16 protein-coding genes and 1 other annotated feature are annotated in these 19365 nt (G+C 39.4%); of the genes, 2 read left to right on the forward strand and 14 right to left on the reverse strand.

All coding sequences use genetic code 11. The annotated features are described in order from the left end of the window. Positions 1 to 229 precede the first annotated feature (229 nt). Positions 230 to 459, reverse strand: a binding site (T-box leader). Positions 460 to 566: 107 nt separating this feature from the next. From AC1Z3K_RS15725 to fitA, 4 genes are all read right to left on the reverse strand, one after another. Continuing rightward, positions 567 to 1529, reverse strand: a complete 963-nt coding sequence (locus AC1Z3K_RS15725; protein WP_461733243.1) for a siderophore ABC transporter substrate-binding protein — start codon at positions 1527 to 1529, stop codon at positions 567 to 569. 95 nt (positions 1530 to 1624) lie between these two features. After that, a complete protein-coding gene (gene fitC / locus AC1Z3K_RS15730) occupies positions 1625 to 2383 on the reverse strand; it encodes an iron chelate ABC transporter ATP-binding protein FitD (protein ID WP_461733244.1) in 759 nt (252 codons plus the stop codon). Beyond that, positions 2380 to 3348 (reverse strand): iron chelate uptake ABC transporter family permease subunit FitB, encoded by a 969-nt coding sequence (gene fitB, locus AC1Z3K_RS15735; RefSeq protein WP_461733245.1) that lies wholly within the window; start codon positions 3346 to 3348, stop codon positions 2380 to 2382. Before fitB ends, fitC begins: the two co-directional genes overlap by 4 nt. Then, positions 3345 to 4292, reverse strand: coding sequence for an iron chelate ABC transporter permease FitA (gene fitA / locus AC1Z3K_RS15740; protein WP_461733246.1), 948 nt, complete (start codon positions 4290 to 4292; stop codon positions 3345 to 3347). The genes fitB and fitA overlap by 4 nt, the downstream gene beginning before the upstream one ends. A gap of 203 nt (positions 4293 to 4495) precedes the next feature. Between fitA and AC1Z3K_RS15745 the strand changes: the two genes are divergently transcribed. Beyond that, positions 4496 to 4933 carry a YueI family protein gene (locus AC1Z3K_RS15745; RefSeq protein ID WP_426083612.1) on the forward strand — a complete coding sequence of 146 codons (438 nt, stop codon included), beginning with the start codon at positions 4496 to 4498 and terminating at the stop codon, positions 4931 to 4933. 24 nt (positions 4934 to 4957) lie between these two features. After that, positions 4958 to 5365, forward strand: a complete 408-nt coding sequence (locus AC1Z3K_RS15750) for a hypothetical protein (protein WP_426083610.1) — start codon at positions 4958 to 4960, stop codon at positions 5363 to 5365. A 211-nt stretch (positions 5366 to 5576) separates the two neighbouring features. Here AC1Z3K_RS15750 and AC1Z3K_RS15755 read toward each other — a convergent pair whose 3' ends face one another. From AC1Z3K_RS15755 to lepB (AC1Z3K_RS15800), 10 genes are all read right to left on the reverse strand, one after another. Beyond that, on the reverse strand, positions 5577 to 6272 hold the full coding sequence (locus AC1Z3K_RS15755) for a glucosamine-6-phosphate deaminase (protein WP_426083608.1): 696 nt from the start codon (positions 6270 to 6272) through the stop codon (positions 5577 to 5579). Positions 6273 to 6553: 281 nt separating this feature from the next. Beyond that, positions 6554 to 8548, reverse strand: a complete 1995-nt coding sequence (locus AC1Z3K_RS15760) for an FtsX-like permease family protein (RefSeq protein ID WP_461733247.1) — start codon at positions 8546 to 8548, stop codon at positions 6554 to 6556. 6 nt (positions 8549 to 8554) lie between these two features. Beyond that, positions 8555 to 9310: an ABC transporter ATP-binding protein gene (locus AC1Z3K_RS15765; RefSeq protein WP_461733248.1), complete on the reverse strand. Its 756-nt coding sequence runs from the start codon at positions 9308 to 9310 to the stop codon at positions 8555 to 8557. Between the two features lie 132 nt (positions 9311 to 9442). Then, positions 9443 to 10435, reverse strand: coding sequence for a sensor histidine kinase (locus AC1Z3K_RS15770; protein ID WP_426083602.1), 993 nt, complete (start codon positions 10433 to 10435; stop codon positions 9443 to 9445). Between the two features lies 1 nt (position 10436). Then, positions 10437 to 11114, reverse strand: coding sequence for a response regulator transcription factor (locus AC1Z3K_RS15775; RefSeq protein WP_426083600.1), 678 nt, complete (start codon positions 11112 to 11114; stop codon positions 10437 to 10439). A gap of 229 nt (positions 11115 to 11343) precedes the next feature. Next, positions 11344 to 12306: an SHOCT domain-containing protein gene (locus AC1Z3K_RS15780; RefSeq protein ID WP_461733249.1), complete on the reverse strand. Its 963-nt coding sequence runs from the start codon at positions 12304 to 12306 to the stop codon at positions 11344 to 11346. Between the two features lie 421 nt (positions 12307 to 12727). Next, positions 12728 to 15001, reverse strand: a complete 2274-nt coding sequence (gene gshAB, locus AC1Z3K_RS15785; RefSeq protein ID WP_461733250.1) for a bifunctional glutamate--cysteine ligase GshA/glutathione synthetase GshB — start codon at positions 14999 to 15001, stop codon at positions 12728 to 12730. 170 nt (positions 15002 to 15171) lie between these two features. After that, the gene (locus AC1Z3K_RS15790; RefSeq protein WP_461733251.1) at positions 15172 to 17814 is read right to left on the reverse strand and encodes a YfhO family protein; all 2643 of its coding nucleotides are present in this window, start codon (positions 17812 to 17814) and stop codon (positions 15172 to 15174) included. Between the two features lie 15 nt (positions 17815 to 17829). Beyond that, a complete protein-coding gene (lepB, locus tag AC1Z3K_RS15795; protein WP_461733252.1) occupies positions 17830 to 18537 on the reverse strand; it encodes a signal peptidase I in 708 nt (235 codons plus the stop codon). A 14-nt stretch (positions 18538 to 18551) separates the two neighbouring features. Further along, on the reverse strand, positions 18552 to 19355 hold the full coding sequence (lepB, locus tag AC1Z3K_RS15800; RefSeq protein ID WP_461733253.1) for a signal peptidase I: 804 nt from the start codon (positions 19353 to 19355) through the stop codon (positions 18552 to 18554). Between the last annotated feature and the right edge of the window lie 10 nt (positions 19356 to 19365).

Consider the following 19365-nt stretch of genomic DNA (forward strand, 5'->3'; position numbering starts at 1 on the left):
GGTAACTACGCTCGCTTCGTTCGCCTAGTGCTGTTCATCAGCTGCTCTGCCTTTGGCAATCGTAGTGATTCACAGCAAATAGCCCTCAAGAAACAGCCTGGCTATCCGGCTGTTTCTTGAGGGCGAATAATTCGTTTATCCACGGTACCACCTCATTGAAAAGATTATTCAATCACTTCTGAACTGTCCCGAAAAAAACAAAAAACCCCCAAACCATAAAAAACTATGGTTTGAGGGTGAAAAGTCACGGTGCCACCTCAATTTGAAAGAATCCTTCTTTCCTCTCTGTCAGTCGTCCAACAACGACTTTTCTCTATAACGGGAGTTCCCGGAAATGCCTACTCTGATTCGGCACTTCGCTCGAAAGTCCATTCACAATCCCTTCCTTGCTGATTTCCACCGCCATCAGCTCTCTGTAAAGTACCGGAAATTGCTACTCCTCTTTCTCGAAGCTTTAATATTGTTACTCAGTTTATGCCAGTTCCTGTATTTTGTCAATAACTTTTTCTTACTTTTTTCAAAAAATTGAAAGTAGCTAGTATTTTCTATGCTTAATTGTCTAAAAATTAGTCCAACGCTTTCATTGCATCTTCAATCATCAAGTGGGTTGATTCCAGTCCGCCCCCGCTCAAATACCAGACATCCGGCTGCAGGGTAATAACTTTACCATTCTTACCAGCGTTCGTCTGCTTGATTAATTCATTATCTGTGATGTTGTCATTGGTTGTATCACCACCGATTGCCTGCGTCCGGTCAACAACAAACAAAATATCTGGGTTGTTTTCTAAAACATACTCAAATGAAACACTCTGTCCATGAGTTGATGCTTCAATGTTTTCATCGGCTTGTTTAAAACCAAATGTATCATGGACAATACCAAAGCGTGAGCCTTCCCCATAAGCAGAGAGCTGTCCTTCATTTAATAAGACAACGAGTGCCTTTTCGTCAGTAGCCTCAGCCTTTGCTTTTACCTCAGCAATTTCCTCTTCCAAAGAAGCAATTTTTTCTTTTGCTTCTTCTTGTTTGTCGAAGATTTCTGCCAAGGTCTCAATATTTTTCTTTGTAGAGTTCCATGTATCAGCTGCATCCACAGATAAATAAATCGTTGGTGCAATCCCGCTTAAGTCTTCTTTAAAATCGCTTTGACGGCCCGAAATAATAATCAAGTCAGGCTGAAGCTGATTGATTTTTTCCAAATCAGGTTCTTTGATTCCTCCAGCAGATTCTACCTCTGCATATTTATCTAGATAAGCAGGTAGATTGGCTGTTGGCGCACCAATTACTGTTTCCCCAACACCTAAGGCATCTAATGTATCTAGTGAGCCATTGTCGAATACAACGACTTTTTCAGGATTTTTTGGTACCTCAACAGAGCCGTCTGAATCCTCTACTGTAATTGTTTTAGCTTCCCCACTGCTAGCCGCAGTAGAGGAATCACCTGTTGCTGCTTTTTCTCCGCTGCCGCAGGCACCTAGTAATAAAACGGCAGCCATTGAGCAGACTGCGAATGCTAATAATTTTTTCTTCATCTTCTTCCTCCAAAATAGTTATTTAGCCAGATAATCCCCTAGTTAATCCACTTGTTTTCTATCTGACTTTTTTCAAGCTTCTATTGCCTCGTTTCTCAACTAAAATACATACAGAAACGTTTTCCTTCAATTTCACAAATTCGGATATTCATATCATAGAGCTTATTCAGTGTTTTCGATTGAATAATTTCATCAGTAGTGCCATGAGCGAACATCTTGCCGTCTTTCATTGCAACAATCTCATCGGCATAGCTGGCAGCAAAATTGATGTCATGAAGAACAATCACTACCGTCTTGCCGAAATCATCCACCAGCCGACGCAGAATCTGCATCATCTGAACCGCATAATTCATGTCCAGGTTGTTCAAAGGTTCATCCAGCAGAATGTAATTGGTGTCTTGTGCAATGACCATTGCAATATACACCCGTTGAAGCTGTCCGCCAGATAAGGTATCAATCATGGCGTCTGCCAGCTCTGTTAAGCCAAGATGAGCCATCGCTTCTTCTATTTTTTCATAATCTTCTTTTTTTAGACGGCCTTTAGTATAAGGAAAGCGGCCAAAGCTAACCAGTTCTCTGACAGAAATTTTTAAATCAATATTATTTGCCTGCTTTAGAATCGACAACTTTTTTGACAGCTCGCTCTGCTTCCAGGTTTTTACTTCACTATGATCTAAATAGATTTCTCCGGTATCTTTAGGTATTAAGCGGCTCATCATTGAAAGCAGTGTACTTTTCCCTGCACCATTTGGCCCGATAAAAGCAGTCAGCTTTTGCTCGGCAACCGGCAGTTGAACCTCTGAAACAACGACCTTTTCTCCATAACGTTTTGAAACATTTTTGATTTCGATCATTTTTTCTGCTTCCTTTCACTGATGATTTTTCCGACAAAATAGACACCGCCGCCAAACTCTATCACAATACTCAAGGTTGTTTTCAAAGCAAAGATTTGCTCTACCAGAAACTGACCGGAGACTAGCAGTAAAATTGCCAGCAAACTACCGCCGATAAATAATTCCCGGTGACGGTAAGTGCCCATCAGCTGATAGCTCATATTTGCCACGATAAAACCTAAAAACGTTACCGGACCTACTAATGCAGTTGAAATTCCGACAATCCCACTGACCGCTATCAACACAAGCAGCTGAAAGCCTGAAACTTCAATCCCCAGATTCATCGCTTGATCATGTCCTAGATGAAGGACATCCAGTGCATGACTTTGATGCCAAAGATATCCGGCAAACACCGCCAGTAAAAGACCAGCCAGCAGCAGATAATGACTGTTGACGTTGCCAAAGCTGGCAAATAGTTTCCCTTGTAGTAAGTCATACTCGTTCGGGTCCATTACAACCTGTAAAAAGGTACTGATACTATTAAAAAATGTTCCTAATATCATTCCTATCATCAATAATAAAAATAAATCATTTTTTCCTCTACCCAATAAAAATTTGGAGAGCAGGATGCTGATTCCCATCATCAGCAGAATATTCCCCAGAAACTGAAGAAGCGATTCCTGTCCTAAAATTACTTGTCCGCCTAAAAAGAAAAATAAAACGGTTTGAATAAAAACATAGAGGGAATCTAAGCCTAGAATATTCGGTGTCAGAAAATGATTCTGTGTCATAGTCTGAAAGCTGATGGTTCCAAAAGCGGAGCCAATCCCTACCAGAATAAAAGCTGCCAGCTTCTTCCCTCTCAAAACCAAAGCAAATGACCAGTTTCCGTATGTTTTATACGTAAGATAAAGAAAACAAACTGCAATCACTGCCAGCAGCAGTAAAGCAATCTTTGTACTTGAACGTCCGGCTAATTTTCTCATACTGAACGCCTCCTTAACAGAAGTGCGATAAAGATGATACTGCCCAATACACCGACAACCACACTAACAGGAATTTCATACGGCGCTATGACCACACGAGCCAAAATATCACACAACAGTAAAAAGATGCTGCCGGCTATTGCAGTAATTCCCAGTGTATTTTTCATATGATCCCCATAACGCATTGCGACCAGATTCGGCACAATCACTCCTAAAAAAGGAATACTGCCGACCATTATCAGCACAACTGCACTGGCTAAGGCCACGATGCTTAACCCTAGAAGCTGCGTCCGCTGATAGTTCAGCCCAACACTTGTTGCCATATCTTCACCCATACCCGCAATCGTAAAACGGTAGGCAAAAGCATAAACCAGAATTAACAAGGGAACTGTCAGGTAAAGCAGCTCATAGCTGCCCTTCATCACTGTTGAAAAATTTCCCTGAAGCCAGCTGGACATGTTCTGAACCAGCTGAAACTGGTAGGCAAAAAAGGTAGCGATTGATCCAACGATATTTCCGAACATCACACCAATCAAAGGAATCATCACCTGATTTTTAGCTGGCAAAAAACGAGTCAGCGTTAGAAAAACCAAAGTTCCCGCCAAAGCAAAAATAAAGGCAATAAACGAACGGAACAACAGCGGAGCTGTAGGGAAAAAGACCATCACAACTAAAATACCCAAACGGGCGCTGTCCATCGTTCCAGCTGTACTGGGCGAAACAAATTTATTCTGTGTCAGGTGCTGCATGATTAGACCGGAAATACTGATTGTACTGCCGGCAATCATCAAGCTGACCGTTCTGGGAACTCGAGTAGTCAACAGTACCAGCTGCTGCTCGGAATCCCATTGAAAAAGCTGAGTAAAAGAAATGTCTTTCACTCCAACAAATATCGATATGAATGCTAAAAGGAGTAAAAACAAAAATAGGCCTATTTTTTTCACGCATATGCTCCTCTTTCTAATTGAGAATGATTTTCATTCTTAGTTTATAGTTTAGGCGAATTTCTGAGTAAATGCAACTGTTTTCAGAAGTTTTATTACTATTATTGTCAAAGCTTGCGGCTTCAAAAAAGCTGGTTTTACTGAATTTAGCTTCCTATTTATGCTATAATTTAGACAACTAAATCTAGTAAAGGAGGTCCCGCATGGGTGACGAACTGCAAAAACATTTAGACAACTCCCGTTATGGCACACCACAGCTAAAGCCTGATGAGCAAAGAAAATACTTAGGTACTTTCAAAGAGCGCTGCTATGTAACAATGACTCTGGCTCAAATGAAAAATGAAGAGGATAAAAAGAACTTCTTAAAGGAACTAGCTGCTCACCCGGCTGGTACAGTTTTGCTTAACGGAAAAATGGATACACCTTTACAAGCTGCTTATATTAAGCTGATTAATGAGCACAATGGTCGTTTTACGATTGTAAATGAGGCTAAAAACAGTGATCCCGATGCTATTGGCTTAATTCTAGCTGCAGATCAAGCAGTAAATGAAGACGAAATCGATATTGAAAAAAAATATCCTCACACAACAGATGAATCAAAATCTACGGAGAAAAAAAGTTTTTGGCGAAGTTTATTCTGATGATAAGAATGGAGGAGTACAGAAATGATTGAACAACATTTATTGAAAAGGGAACTGGCTGATGCTTTAACCACCCATATTCGCTTACTAAAGGATGTAGATGAAATCGAAATGGAGCATAGCGACGCACTGGCTTTTATGATGCGCAGCTTTGGCTTTATGCTGGACGGGGCGCCGGAAATTCTGGTTACCGAAGATGAAGAAGCCCTGTATTATATGATGTTTCAGTACTATAGTTTGTTAACTGAGCTAAAATATAATTTGATGCTGAACTTCCCTTATGCTCGTTTACAAGGTAGAGAAATTATGGCGGTGGTCAATGATTTCCCTGTTGCTTACGAACGTGAGATGAAGGAATGGTGGGAGCGCATGACTGGTCTGGAGGTAGAGGAAACAAAACAGACGATTGCTATTAAGGAATTGGATTATTAAAATTTGATTTTCTGTATCAAAAAATAAGTCTGGGACATAAGTAAATGCCCGAACTCTTCTTTCTCTAAAATCCGAATAAACGGTATTCCAAAAGCAGCTTTCTCGGAAATAAGCCTTACTATATTGAAAATGTGTAATCATTTTCGTATAGTAAGGCTTATTTCTTAAAGCAAATCACTTTGATACTGCCTCTTATTTTCTATTTAAAAACTTAATTCAAGGCACTAGCTGCCTCTTTATCTAATATCACAGTTAAATTAGGATGCAGCTGCAAAACGGATGCTGGGACATCTTCGCTAACAGGACCAGTTAATACTCTGCGAACCATTTCTGCTTTTTCAGAGCCGTTAACAATCAAAATCAGATGTCTTACTTTCATCACACTGGCAGGTCCCATTGTAACAAACTCCAGGCCTTTTTCCATCATCTCAGGAACAAACCAAGACTCGTCTCCCGTTACAGTAAGCTTGTAGGTTAGATTATTAAACTTTGTTGTTCCAGGCATATTTCCACAAAAATGCCCATCTTTTCCTAGACCAATCAGCATCCCATCCAAGCCGCCGACATTCTCCAGAGACTGGTCTTGCTCAGCATAGTTTTCTACTGTTAATGGATGAATATTTTTTTCATCAATTCCTGCTGGGGTTAAATATAAGCGTCTTAAGTCACTAATTGTTACCCCTTCAGCTTGCCCTTCCACTGGAATCTCATCAAAATTGTAGTAATGAACGTTCGTATAGCTAGAGTTGCCTTTCATAATATTTACCAGTTTTTCATAGACCTTGACTGGTGTATTTCCACCTGTAATGGACAGATTGACACGCTTAGCTTGTGACATATGGCCTAATAGAATATTTTTAGTTGTTTCGCTCATTGCTTCGAAATCGCTTTCAATAATGATTTTCATTTAAACACTCCATTCTATAGTAGCTATTTTTTCTATTATAAAATGTGGGAACATTCCCATGTCAATAGGAAAAACTGGATGAATCCATGAAGCTGGACATGAACTATATGCCTCTCTCCAGCTTTTGCTGTTACTGAGTTTACAACCATAAATAGCATCTATTTCCTTTACTCGCAAGAAAAAATTTAACTTTAGGAAACTCAAAAAGCCATGGACGATTTTCAATCTGAAAATTCATCCATAGCTAAAAATGAATACCTTCACAATGGAACGGAGCATTTCTACCGCTCAACTAACTGATAATAAATCCTGGATGTGCGCCAGTAAATGATGAAGTAGCAGAGTGCAAACGCACCCACACATAAGGTTGTTGTCATTAAGAGCAGGCTGCTGTTAATGAGTCCAAATAATACTAACAGCTTTTTAATAATTGGAAAAGCAATTGTCAGATGGAGCACAGCCACCGCAATCGGCAGGAAAAATACCAGGAGAATCTGATGCTGAATCGTTTGATGAACTTCTTTGTGACTCAAACCTACCTTCTGCATTATTTCAAACCGATCATGATCATCATTTCCTTCGGATACCTGTTTATAGAAAATAATCAGCGTAGTTGCGATAATGAAGCTTAAACCGAAAATTACTCCAATAAACAGGAAGCCTCCCATCAACGCCTTATTATCTTCACGATCCTCATCCAAAGATGAGACAAGATACGTACTACCGTCATTTTTCTGGGCGAGTATACTCAGTCTTTCCCGAAGCATACTTGGCAGGTTTATACGGTCTTTAAGAGAGCCCTCTGTTTCAAACATGAAGTTATTCTCAACCAGATTTTGGACTGAGTAAGCTCCAGTTTTAAAGTCTGCTTTTACCTGATCTAAAATCTGCTGAAACTGCCCATCAGAGACTACCAGCAGAAAAGAACTAATTGTTTCATCCTCTTTTTTAGGCGATAGACTGAACTCCTCCAGAACTTCTTTCACTGAGAAATCTTGTGAGCCAATATGAATGTCCTTTGATTCATAGCTGCCATAAATCGGATAGACAAGTACTTCATTTTCCGTTAACTTTTTCTCGGTCTGCTCAATTCGATTGTATTCGCTTAATGGGATAAACTGAAAGCCGGTCATATTCTTAAAATCACTCATGGCTTCTTTGGCAGCTTCGAAGCGGTTCTCTTTTGCTTTGATTGTGACCACTGCTGTTGACGTACGAAGCGTCTGCAGGTTTTTCACAGTTAGATTATTATCAACTGCAGTCTGCTGAAGCAGCTCCTCTACTTCGGCATCTGGTATATCGGCAGTCTTGATTGTATTTTGAAATGGATTTCTATTACGAACAATGTCCTCACGCCCAACATATAAAGAGACTGTGGAGGAAATTGTCACTAGTGCCATTGTACACAGGATGCAAATCGTTGCTAAGCCAGCACCGTTCTGTTTCATTCGAAAAATCATACCCGAAACAGAAATAAAATTTGACGGTTTATAATAGAAGCTTTCTCTTTTCTTCAATAGCTTCAGCAAGGTAATACTTCCAGCAATAAATAGACTATATGTTCCAATAATCACTAAGACTACCGCTACAAAGAACAGCGTCAAGGCTTCTACTGGCGACTGAATGGTCAAGGATATACCGTAGCCGGTACCTAGACAGACCAGTCCGACTAAGGCAAACAACCATTTGGCTTTAGGCTCTTTTTCACCAGCTTTTGACTGTCCTAAAAGCTCTATCGGTTTCGTCTTACGAACCTCCCACATATCGTATAAAAATGTACAGAGAAAGATTCCAGCGAACAAGACGATGACTCTTACTACTGATTCAAAGGATAGCAGATACGTAAAATCCGTTCCAATTCCCATCAGTTTTTTTAATACCAAAAACATTAGCTTAGAAAAAATCACACCTGAAATAATACCCAGAATCAGCGTAATTACCAGTGCATAGATGTTTTCAAAGAGCATCATTACCGTTAAATTGCTTTTATCCATCCCTAAAATGTTATATAATCCCAGCTCCTTTTTTCTCCGCTTGATAAGGAAGCTGTGAGTATAGAACGTAAAGACAAATGAAAAAATCATGATGACTATACTACCAAAACCAAACATCATCTTAACCGAATCTGCCTGAGGCAAATTATCCATCCCTTTGTTGTAAAGCATCACCTGCATAATAATATTTAAAACAACAGTAAATATTGTTGCTAGGACAAATGGAATATAAACTGTCCGATTTTTCTTCAGATTATTATAAGCTAAACGCATATACAGCATCTATTCTCACCCCTTCGCCAGCAATGTCGTCATTGTCTTGGAAATATCTGCCAGCAGCTCTTCATTCGTCCGCTGCCCCCGATACAACTGATGAAACACTTGACCATCTTTAATGAACAAAATTCGATTGGCCCGGCTAGCAGCCAGCGCACTGTGTGTAACCATCAAAATCGTTTGATTTTGCTGATTGATTTCTTGAAATAATCCCAACAGATTTTCCGAACTCTTCGAATCCAGGGCACCTGTCGGCTCATCGGCTAAAATAATCTGAGGCTTCGTGATTAACGCACGGGCAACTGCTACCCTTTGCTTTTGTCCGCCGGAAATTTCATAGGGATATTTTTCCAGAAGATCACTAATTCCCAATATTTCTGCCAGAGGCTGTAGACGGCGCTTCATCTCACCAACTGCTGTCTTAGAAAGAACCAGCGGCAGAAAGATATTGTCCTTAACAGAAAAATTGTCCAATAAATTGAAGTCCTGAAATACAAACCCCAGGTTCTCCCTTCTAAAAGCTGCCAGCCGTCCTTCTGGAATTTCAGTGATATTCGTTCCTTTTAGCTGTACAGCTCCTTGTGTAGGGACATCTAAGGTTGCCAGAATATTCAATAGTGTACTCTTGCCTGATCCCGATTCTCCCATTATGGCTATGTATTCTCCTTCTTCTACTTGAAAAGAAATATCCTTCAAGGCTATTACCTGATTTCCGCCAAAACGGGTCTGATATATTTTTTGTAAATGTGTAACCTCCAACATCGTCATTGCTGTTCCTCCTTCAGTTATCAATATAAATCGGCCTTTTAAACCGGCTGATTTTCTCTTCTTTATATTAAAACAAAACAGCCGCCAAAGACCACTTACACTTTGACCGCTGTTCTTACATTGCTGTAAGCTTTATTCTATTTGGTATCGGTATTGACTAAGGTCCAGCCAGACCTTGGTACCCACACCAACCTCTGAGGTCAACTGAATCTGATGCCCTAGATTTCTCATGACTTCTTTGCTCATTGATAGTCCCAAACCAGAGGCTTTCTGATGATTGTGTCCATTATACCCGGTATAGCCTCTATCAAATACTCGGGAAATATCTTCCGGCAAAATGCCAATACCTGTATCTTCAATGACAATTTCCTTTGGTTTGAGCGGATTACTGTAAATACGAATACCGCCGCTTTCTGTATATTTAATCGCATTAATTAAGATTTGCTCAACTACAAACTGCAGCCATTTTTTGTCGCTGATTACCTTTTGACCCGTATCTTCCATTGAAAAAGACAGCTCTTGATAAATAAAAAAGGTGGCGTACTTTTTAATCGTTTCCTTGATGAGCCGATCCACATCTACTTCTTCAAAAACAAAATCCGTTTCTGTATGACGCAAGCGCAGATACTGCAGCATCATCTCCAGATACTGATCAATTTTGAACAGCTCCTGCTTTAATACGGTATGATCCAGTTTGTTCTCCTGCATCTTCAAATTTAAAACCGCCAGCGGTGTTTTAATTTGATGGCTCCACAGACTATAGTAATTCATCAGCTGATAGTTGGCATTTTTCGTTTCATCAATATCCTTTCGATAATCCTGATCAAGCGACTTAAGCAGTTCTTCGTATTCTTCTTCAAGTAAATATCGGCTGCTCTTTTTACTTTGAACATAAAGCTTAACCGACTTCTTACCAAGCTCCAGCTGCTTATATTTTCTAACATAACAGTAAAACTGAAGACTCATCATGATAACCAGAAAAAATAGTGAAAACAGCAACGCATCACTATAGACAACAAAAGGGACATCATATAAAAAGAAGGTTGTGCAAAACAGCAGAACCATCCCTATATAGGTAAGAATTGTTATTCTTCTATCTGATAAGTAGCGGAAAAATAATTTCATCTTAGTCTTCCTTTCCTAAAAGGTAGCCTTTCCCTTTCTTCGTCTGAATGTACTGATCCAAACCAATATCACTGACCTTCTTTCTCAAACGAGTCATATTCACCGATAAAGTATTGCTGTCGATAAATGCCTCGTTCTCCCAAAGCTTCTCCATAATTTGCTCTTTAGGTACAAGTTTTTCCGGCTGCTGAAACAACAAATCCAAAATCTTAGTTTCATTCATTGTAACTGGCACGCACTGTTCCCGATGACAGACTTCAAAGGCCTCTAAATTCAACACATAATTCTCATAGCTCAGTACCCTTGCTTCTGTGAATCCGGGATTTCTTCTGAGAATTGCCTGAATTTTTGCGACAAGCACCTCCAAGTCAAAGGGCTTTACAATAAAATCATCGCCGCCCATGTTCATCGCCATTACAATATTCATATTATCCCCTGCTGAGGATAGAAACACGATCGGCACCTGGGATTCTTTACGAATTTCTGTACACCAATGATACCCATTATAAAAAGGCAGTGAAATATCCATTATCACCAAATCCGGCTGACAGGTGCGAAATTCTTCTAATACTGCTTGAAAATTCTGTGTAGACTGCACCTCAAAATTCCATTTTCTTAGAAAATCTGCTACTGTCTCAACAATGTGCCGATCATCTTCTACTATATATATTTTTTTCATCTAATGACTCTCCTCTCCACACGAAACTGCTTCTTTTTCAGTGTACCATATTTAAATTTTATAGAGACAGCTATTTAGAAAATCAAGATGATTACTGCGCTGTTTGTGACAAATTGACATCTTTTAGCAGTTAAAGAGCCTTAAAAACACCTGCCGAAATCGACAGGTGTTCCAAAATCTATATTTATTTGAATACTAAGTTCTGATTCTACTTAAAAGATTTACAGCACTATCTCCAACGAATAGGGATTTGTGCTTCACCTGAAAATTCGTTATTTCCTTTTTTAATTGACCAGTTAAATAGTAAGAATTCTTCAGTTCCAGTTAGTCCTTCCCACTTCAACTCTTCGCTGCTTTCATAAGGTTCAAAATCATAATTATCCACAATCTGGGATACATAATTCATTGTTGCACCATCAAACTGACTAGATGAAATAATCGGATCATACAGTTGATAGCTTGTTGTTCCTCGCTTCAAGGTAATCGTAGGCAAGACACCTTTACTATATACTCGAACTGAACTCAAATTGGTTGCATTTGACAATGCAGAAATATCAGTCAATGCAGCTTGAGTGTAAAGCGGCATGCTTTTGTCTTGCTCTCGTGCGTGCTGCTCCGCTTCTTCCCTCTCTTCTTCAGAAGCAAAACCTTCACCAGATAAACGCAAAACTTCTAGATTAGTTAATTTTTTAAACTCTCTCAACGTGGCTTGATCTGCGTATTGAACCCAGATTTCTTTCAGCGTAGTCAAGTTTTGAATCGGTCTAAAATCAACAATCCCATTGATAAATTCTCCCCCCAAGGATTCTAAATTTTCAGCATATTCAAGACCATGCAAATGAGCATCTTCCCAATCATAATCGATTTCTCTCATTTCTTTTACTGCATCTTTTTTTATCAAACTAAACTGATTAATCAATTCCTCTTCTTCAATTCTTGCCTGCTCCAGCTGCTCATATTGCTCATTAAATTCTTCAGATGTCAGCTCCCCATTATCAAACCGCTCTGAAAGTACCTCCATTTTTTCATACCACTTCTCTGAAGATTTATCAGTTGTTTCACGAATCAAACGATCCTTTAATGTATATCCTGGAACATGAATATATTCTTCTCCTTCTGCATTTACTCCCATAGGAAAAGCAAACACCAAACCTAACCCAATAGTTCCAACAATTTTTTGCCACTTTTTCAATTTCATCATCCTTTCTTTTTACATAAAAATTATAACATAAATTTTATAAACTGCTCTATTTAATTTGAAATAAATTTGTTTTTTTATGCTATTATTCAAATTTTTATGTTCAAGCTGGCCAAAAAATCTAGTGGTATCTTCGTGAAAATTTACAGAAACGGATTGGCTTTTCCCAGCGGCCAGTAGAAAGAGGCTCTTACTCATAGGAAACCGAACAAACGAGGGGGAGCAAAAAGCTCTTCTTAACAAACAAGCTGAAATGCTCAAGAAATTGAAGAGCAGCGAACAGGACATAGCCAGCAGAGACTTGCTTACCTTCGTGCTTCCTTTCATTTTCGTACATTTCAGCGGACTCTCGGGATAAAACACTTCTTTTAAATTCGTTTTACCTTAAAGATTTATTTAAATCAGCTCTTTTCACTCATTGTTCAAACACTTCCGGATACAACAATTTTAATACATCCATTGTCAGTCTGCGTCCCGTCCCAGCATACGTGTATGCATGCATATGCATCGCTGGATTAAAATTTGCTTCAATGATACCATACGTATTTTTCCCCTGATTAGCTGGAATAGATTTGTCAGGTATGATTAAATCAATCCCGCAGATTTTTGCTCCCAGCTCTTTGACAGCGGCTACCGCTATCTGCTTGTAGCTGTCATCAATCTGATCTGTTACATCAATGGAATCCCCGCCGGTACTAATATTTGAATTTTCTCTTAAATAAACAATCCTGTCTTTTTCAGGAACCGAATGAATAATCAAGTCCTGTTCCTTAAGCATTAGCTGTTCCAGCTCACCTAACTGAATCAACTCCAGCGGTGCACGGTGATTTGTTCCTCTAAGCGGGTGAAGATTCTTTTCTGCTACTAGTTCCTCCACGGAACGGATACCATCTCCCACAACATTGGCAGGAATTCTCTGCAGGATAGCTTTGACCTGATTATCTAATACAAAGAAGCGGTATTCTGTTCCTTCAATAAACTCTTCCACCAGCACCGAATTATCTTCTCTAAAGGCTAATGTCAACGCCTCCTGATAGTCTTTTCCAGAAGCGCCCTCTTTAAAAATCGAGATGCCTAACCCATAATTTGTTGACTTGGGCTTAACTACAAAAGCTTGTTTTTCATACCGCAGATATGCCCGTTCCGCTTCCGCTTGTGAAGCAAACTCATCACCCCGAGGGACTCTGAACCCTGCCTTTGCCAAAACTTTTTTAGTCACTGTTTTATTTTCCATAATCAACGGAACAATATAACTATCTTTACTAGTCATATTCGCATTTTTAACATATTCTACATGTTTTTTATGCTTCAGCTTCAGAAATTGCTCCTCCTCATCTAAAATCTCAATTTCCAATCCCTTTTGAATGGCATCGAATAAAAATAGCTGAGTGGATAACTCCATATTTCTAAAGCCAGCTAGCTGATAAGGACGCTCAAAGGCTTTTAGCTGATATTCTTTTCCATAAACAATTCCCAGCTCATTGTTGGAGTTTGCTTCAATAATTGTCCACATTTTTCCGGAAACTGTCATGTGCGGTGCTCTCAGCTGCTCCTGATAAGTTGTCAACAGCTCTTTTCTGCCGTAAATCCCCAACGCAGTAACCATTTCACTCATTTCTGTAAAGATACGGTCGCCCTCTGAAAGTAAATTAATCATCGAGTATGGATGTCCCATTGCTACCTGCTCATTAAGGAATTCTCCTGTTGCTACCCATTCATCCGCACTTTCCTTTTCTTCTGTCCATAAAAGAAACAGCATAAACAATTGAAGAAAATCCAACGTTTCCTCATCAATACCAAAAATAGCGAACGGATTCAAATCAATATTTCTCAATTCAATATAGCGAATACCTTTACCCGGTAAGTCTGCCATGCTCTTGCCGCCTCGAAGTCTGACTGGTGCATAAAATTCCTTTTCCTCCGATAGAATACCGTTCTCAACCATCGTCTGAATATCCTCAATATACCCTTCAAGAGAAGCATAAGAAACCTTGACATTTTCCCGGTTTCGATAGCCGAACGAGCTATTGCGGATGCTTCTAACAGGCATTTCCGGCTGTTCTTCATTCTCATCAAAAAAGCCTTCCTCACTCACTGGAGACGCACCAAATAAATAAGTAATCAGCCAGCGATAACGCAAGTAATTTCGTGAAGCTTTCATATACAGCATATTTTTAAACTGTTCAATGGTTTTATACTCTTCCTGAGCCTGATACATTTGAACAACTAGGCTTTCAGCATATTCAAAATTGAAATGAATACCGCTAACCATTTGTTTTCTTTTTCCGTATTCTCTGGCAAGATAACGACGATAGAGAACATCCTCGTACTTATCTAATTTAGCAATTTTAATTTCTTTATTGTCATTCGGCAGCTTCGGCGGCATGCTTAACGGCCAGAGCATTTCCTGATGACTCATCGAACGGAGTGCGACATCGTGAACTGCGGCTAAATAGCGTAAAACGCCTGTGACAGAATCTGCAACAGGGGTTATCAGCTCCATTTGCGTTTCACTAAAATCGGTCTGAATATATGGATGATAGGATCTATTACCTAATACCTCAGGATGATCTGTCTGCGCCAGCTGACCATCCAGAGTCACACGCTGACTTTCTTTCTCAATACCAAAACGTGCAGCCATTGCATAAGGACGCACAGTATCTTTTATTAATAGCTCTTTTAACTTCATCTTATCGCCTTTCTGTTCATAGAACTGTTTACATTACTTACTATTATATAGAAAAACCTTCTGAAAGAGAATCTTTCTGTTTAATTAAATAATATGAAGTCGTCCGCAGATTAAAGTAAGCCCTTGAAAGCTGCTTTACTCACCACTTTCAAGGGCTTATTTCTATTATTTTATTCTTCAGTAGAATCTTTCCAATAAGGGTCTTTTGCTTTTTGCTTTAACCACCACAAATAGCCAATAAATGCAGCTATACAGAGAACTAATAATACAACACCAATAATTAGCCCCTCTGGCAAGAAGACAAATTCAATCGTATGTTTTCCAGCACTAATCGGCAGCGTCAACAGCGCTTGTTTAAAGGTTGGAATATCCACACGTTTTCCGTCAATATATGCTTTCCAGCCCTTATCATAAGGAATACTGGTAAATAATACCTGATCTTCGTCTAAGTCAACCTCGGCAGTCGCTCGACGACCGGTCACCTCTAAATCCACGCCCTTTTCCTTTGCTTTTTCTACAGCATTTACAAATTTATCTGTATCTAAAAAGGCAGCATCCGGCTGAACAATTTGAAAAACATCCTTTTCGACTTCTCTAAGCTTAGAAATCGTCATTTTAAAGGTTACTTTTTTGGCTTGCTCATGGTAGCCCAATGAGTAATATTGACCAGTTTCCGCCACAGAGCTTTCATATCCTACACCATCTACCTCTAATTTTATTACTGGTATTCCAAAAGTAAAATAGTCTACTGGATAGATACTGACGTAAGCTTGCTTTTTCGCTGGTACATCTACAGCCCATTCTAGTTCAATCGGCTCATCCCAATTCTGAGGCGTGTAAGTCACAACATCTGTCACATTTATTTTATCTTTTTCTATGTCCACATTTTTAGCAGAAACTAGTTCAAGATCATCAAAGGTAAAGAAATCCTCATTTGTTTCAGCTAAATGATTCAAAAGCGTTGCCTGCGTTTCCACAGCTCCGTCCTCATAAATACCATCATCTGTCAAAATACCTAGAGGAAGCGCGTTTTTGTTCTCATAAAGACTAAAGTCGCCATGCTCTCCGATTTTATTGTAGCCGAATTTTAAAGCATCTTCCCGCGCCATGTTATATTTGATTGCCGTCAACGAATCCATTAACAACGTATTGTTCGCATACCGTATATTCAGATTGGTTCCTAATGAACGGTAGCCTAACGCATTCAGATAAGAAGAAGAATGCCGATTTCGAATAGAAGAAAACATATTTATTCCGCTATAGCCATAATTAAACCCGTCATTGGCAGAAACAGGATTCAGATTTTCCATTCGATAAAAAGCGGTATTGTCTTCTTTTGTTTGATTTACCAGTGTTTCAATTGATTCATATGGCTCTGCGTAATAGCTGCGGCTTGGATAATGCCATTCCACAGCAATCCCATTAATAATGCCATAACCGTTCAACCCAGCCTCTAAACAAACAATTAGAACCAACAGAGCACCTAGCCATTTTTGTCCTTTGATTTTTTTAATAAAAAAGAAGCTGAATAAATAGAACATCAGAAAAACCAGAGTTAAGACAAAACTAAACCAGCTTAAGTAGCTATATTTCCCGTCGTTGTTTGTTAATAGCCTTACGACTAAGTAGGCACCCAAAAGACCCAGTACCAGGGTAACAAGCTGATCAAAGTCTTCCTTTTCATACTTTTCCCAGCCGTAGCCGGCTAATGTTAATAATAAAAATGAAAAGAGAAAACTAAAACGGAAATTAAACATGTTCGGTACATGTAGTCCTTGCCATAATAAATTCAGCGGTTCTACATAAAAGCTGATAATCAAGAGGAGTAACAGACTGCCAAAACATAGTTTTGTTTGACGCGGAACTTTTTTTGTCAGAAAGAAGAAAAGACAAAATAGTAATCCAAGTAAGCCCACATAAATGAATGGGGTAGAATACAATTTTGTACTATCATAAACACCAATCATATTCTTAATCACTAAATCCCATGGACCAGTTGTTTGTGTTTTCAGTCGTGTAATTGTGCTAAGAGCTTCTCCATTATTCCTCAAATCCAGAATGGTTGGCAAAATCATGACCATGGAAGCCCCGCCTGCTAAGAAGGAGGTAATAAAATACATGGTAATGCTTTTTCCATAGCGCTCGCGATCAGTGAATAGTCTGGTGAAATAATAGAGGAAAGAAAAGATTCCTACCATAAACGCCATGTAGAAATTCGAGATAAATAATAAAAAGTAGCTGATAAATAATAAGGCCGGTTTTTTCTTATCCATCACTCGGTGAATGCCTAAAGTAATCAAAGGAAGATACATCAAAGCATCCAGCCACATAATGATTTCTGAATACGCCAGCGTAAAGGACATTAAGGCATAAGAAACACTCAATATCACGTGACTCCATTTTGGTAAACGGAAGGTCTGCGCTGAAAAGACCCAGAACGCTCCGCCAATACAGCCTATTTTCAGCAATGTCAGATAGTATAGAAAGTCCGGCATTTGCAGGTTATTGAAAAAAACAACCAGCGGACTAAAAATTCCTCCTAAATAATAGGCCATAAATGCCCAGTAATTTAAGCCCATTGAACTATTCCAAATATAGAAAATACTCTGCTCTCCCTTGAACACATTATTCAAGCTGGCAAAGAAATTGGAATATTGTGAGAAAGCATCGCTGGCTAAAATCGTTCGATGTTCGCTTCCTGGATAAACACCAATTTTTGCATAAACAACCATCATAATAATAACTGGCAGCACAACACTTAAGCTGATAAATATCCCTTGTGTTTTAATAAATGATCCTATTTTTTTCTTCATAATACCCTCCATTCGTTAGTGGACAAAACCAAAACGGTCAAATGGATAGAAGCGAAAATTAACTACACCTTCTATTTGCTCTTGATTAATCAGCCCGATAGAGCGACTATCCTTAGAATTGCCCCGGTTATCGCCTAAGACAAAGTATTGCTTCTCAGGTATCTCTACCTTATTTTCCAGTGCTGCTTGACTTTCTTCTGAAAGGGCAACAACTGTTGTACTGTCAGGCAGCTGTCCAGCTTCTATCTGCTTGGCAATATCAGCTTGACTAAGCCCATTTCTAAAAAGATACAGGCGGTTTTCCTTCACATAGATGGTGTCGCCGGGCAACCCGTATACCCGCTTCACATAAGAGCTGCCCGGCTCATCTGTTGGTTCAAAGGTCACAATGTCATAACGCTGGATATCCTGCCCCTTATGCGTTAACAAGCGGTCGCCATCCTGAAAAGTCGGCAGCATTGATTGTCCATCTACTTCATGAGACCTAAAATTAATCATAAAATAGAGACACAGGCAGACAAAAAGAAGAAAAATCACCGTTTCCATTATTTCTGCAGCCTTTTTTACTCGTTGCTTCCACAACCGCAGCTTTTTCTGTTGCTCCGTCTCTCTTTTTTTTACCGCCGTTCGTTTTCGCCGCCGCTTCTGCGGAACGGACTTCCGTTTCCTGCGTATTTTACTGATTTCAGACGAGCGACTGTTTTTCTTTTCATTATCCATCATTCATCCTGTCTTTCTTACAGTTTCATCATTTCATGGAGAGGAAACAGCTTCATTGTAGCCACTCCAACAATATCCTGTTCATCAACCAATCCATAAAAACGGCTATCTGAAGCAAAAGTTCGGTTATCTCCTAAAACAAGGTACTTTCCTTCTGGAATAACACCCCGTTCAGCTCCAGAAATATCCTGACTTGTAAAATCCTCTGTCAGCTGATACCCTGCTTTTTTTGCAGTCTGAACCTGCGCAATCAAGAACCGCTCCACTTTTTCTTCACCATTCACCCATAATCGGTCTTCCTTGTATGCTATCTCTTCACCGGGAAGCCCAACCACACGCCGAATCGAGACTTCTTCCTTACGTCCAGGTACTCGAAAGTAAACAAGGGAAAATCGATCGATTTTCCCTAGGCGATTGACAAATAAGCGGTCTCCCTCTTCAAGCACAGTCATCATACCGTAGCCAGATACTTTGGGGAGTGCAAAGGTAAACAACGAAATAGCATAAACAAGGATAACCGCAATTACACTGCTTAAGAGTAATTCTGTCAGCAGTTTCTTATAATTTCTACCGCGCTTTTTTCTTTTTTTTGAAGACTGAGGTCCTGAAAAAAACGAACCGCGTCCAAATTCAAAAGGAAAAATACGAGAATCACTTTTTCGCTTCCTACTAACATTCTTCTTACTTTTAACTGAACTCTTTTGAGTTTGCCGTTTTTGGGACTGTTGAACTAAAATTTTTTTCTGTTGTTTTTTTTGTTTCCCTTGCTGCTCTGATTTTGATGATGTCCGTCTACTATTTTTTTTTGAAGATTGAGTCATCAGACAAACT

Source organism: Enterococcus sp. LJL128, assembly GCF_056924295.1.

What these genes read in the sequence shown, in the direction of transcription:
- AC1Z3K_RS15725 (WP_461733243.1), bottom strand. Translation starts at nt 1,529, where the DNA reads ATGAAGAAAAAATTATTAGCATTCGCAGTCTGCTCAATGGCTGCCGTT.
- fitC (WP_461733244.1), bottom strand. Translation starts at nt 2,383, where the DNA reads ATGATCGAAATCAAAAATGTTTCAAAACGTTATGGAGAAAAGGTCGTT.
- fitB (WP_461733245.1), bottom strand. Translation starts at nt 3,348, where the DNA reads ATGAGAAAATTAGCCGGACGTTCAAGTACAAAGATTGCTTTACTGCTG.
- AC1Z3K_RS15745 (WP_426083612.1), top strand. Translation starts at nt 4,496, where the DNA reads ATGGGTGACGAACTGCAAAAACATTTAGACAACTCCCGTTATGGCACA.
- AC1Z3K_RS15750 (WP_426083610.1), top strand. Translation starts at nt 4,958, where the DNA reads ATGATTGAACAACATTTATTGAAAAGGGAACTGGCTGATGCTTTAACC.
- AC1Z3K_RS15755 (WP_426083608.1), bottom strand. Translation starts at nt 6,272, where the DNA reads ATGAAAATCATTATTGAAAGCGATTTCGAAGCAATGAGCGAAACAACT.
- AC1Z3K_RS15760 (WP_461733247.1), bottom strand. Translation starts at nt 8,548, where the DNA reads ATGCTGTATATGCGTTTAGCTTATAATAATCTGAAGAAAAATCGGACA.
- AC1Z3K_RS15765 (WP_461733248.1), bottom strand. Translation starts at nt 9,310, where the DNA reads ATGACGATGTTGGAGGTTACACATTTACAAAAAATATATCAGACCCGT.
- AC1Z3K_RS15770 (WP_426083602.1), bottom strand. Translation starts at nt 10,435, where the DNA reads ATGAAATTATTTTTCCGCTACTTATCAGATAGAAGAATAACAATTCTT.
- AC1Z3K_RS15775 (WP_426083600.1), bottom strand. Translation starts at nt 11,114, where the DNA reads ATGAAAAAAATATATATAGTAGAAGATGATCGGCACATTGTTGAGACA.
- gshAB (WP_461733250.1), bottom strand. Translation starts at nt 15,001, where the DNA reads ATGAAGTTAAAAGAGCTATTAATAAAAGATACTGTGCGTCCTTATGCA.
- AC1Z3K_RS15790 (WP_461733251.1), bottom strand. Translation starts at nt 17,814, where the DNA reads ATGAAGAAAAAAATAGGATCATTTATTAAAACACAAGGGATATTTATC.
- lepB (WP_461733252.1), bottom strand. Translation starts at nt 18,537, where the DNA reads ATGATGGATAATGAAAAGAAAAACAGTCGCTCGTCTGAAATCAGTAAA.
- lepB (WP_461733253.1), bottom strand. Translation starts at nt 19,355, where the DNA reads ATGACTCAATCTTCAAAAAAAAATAGTAGACGGACATCATCAAAATCA.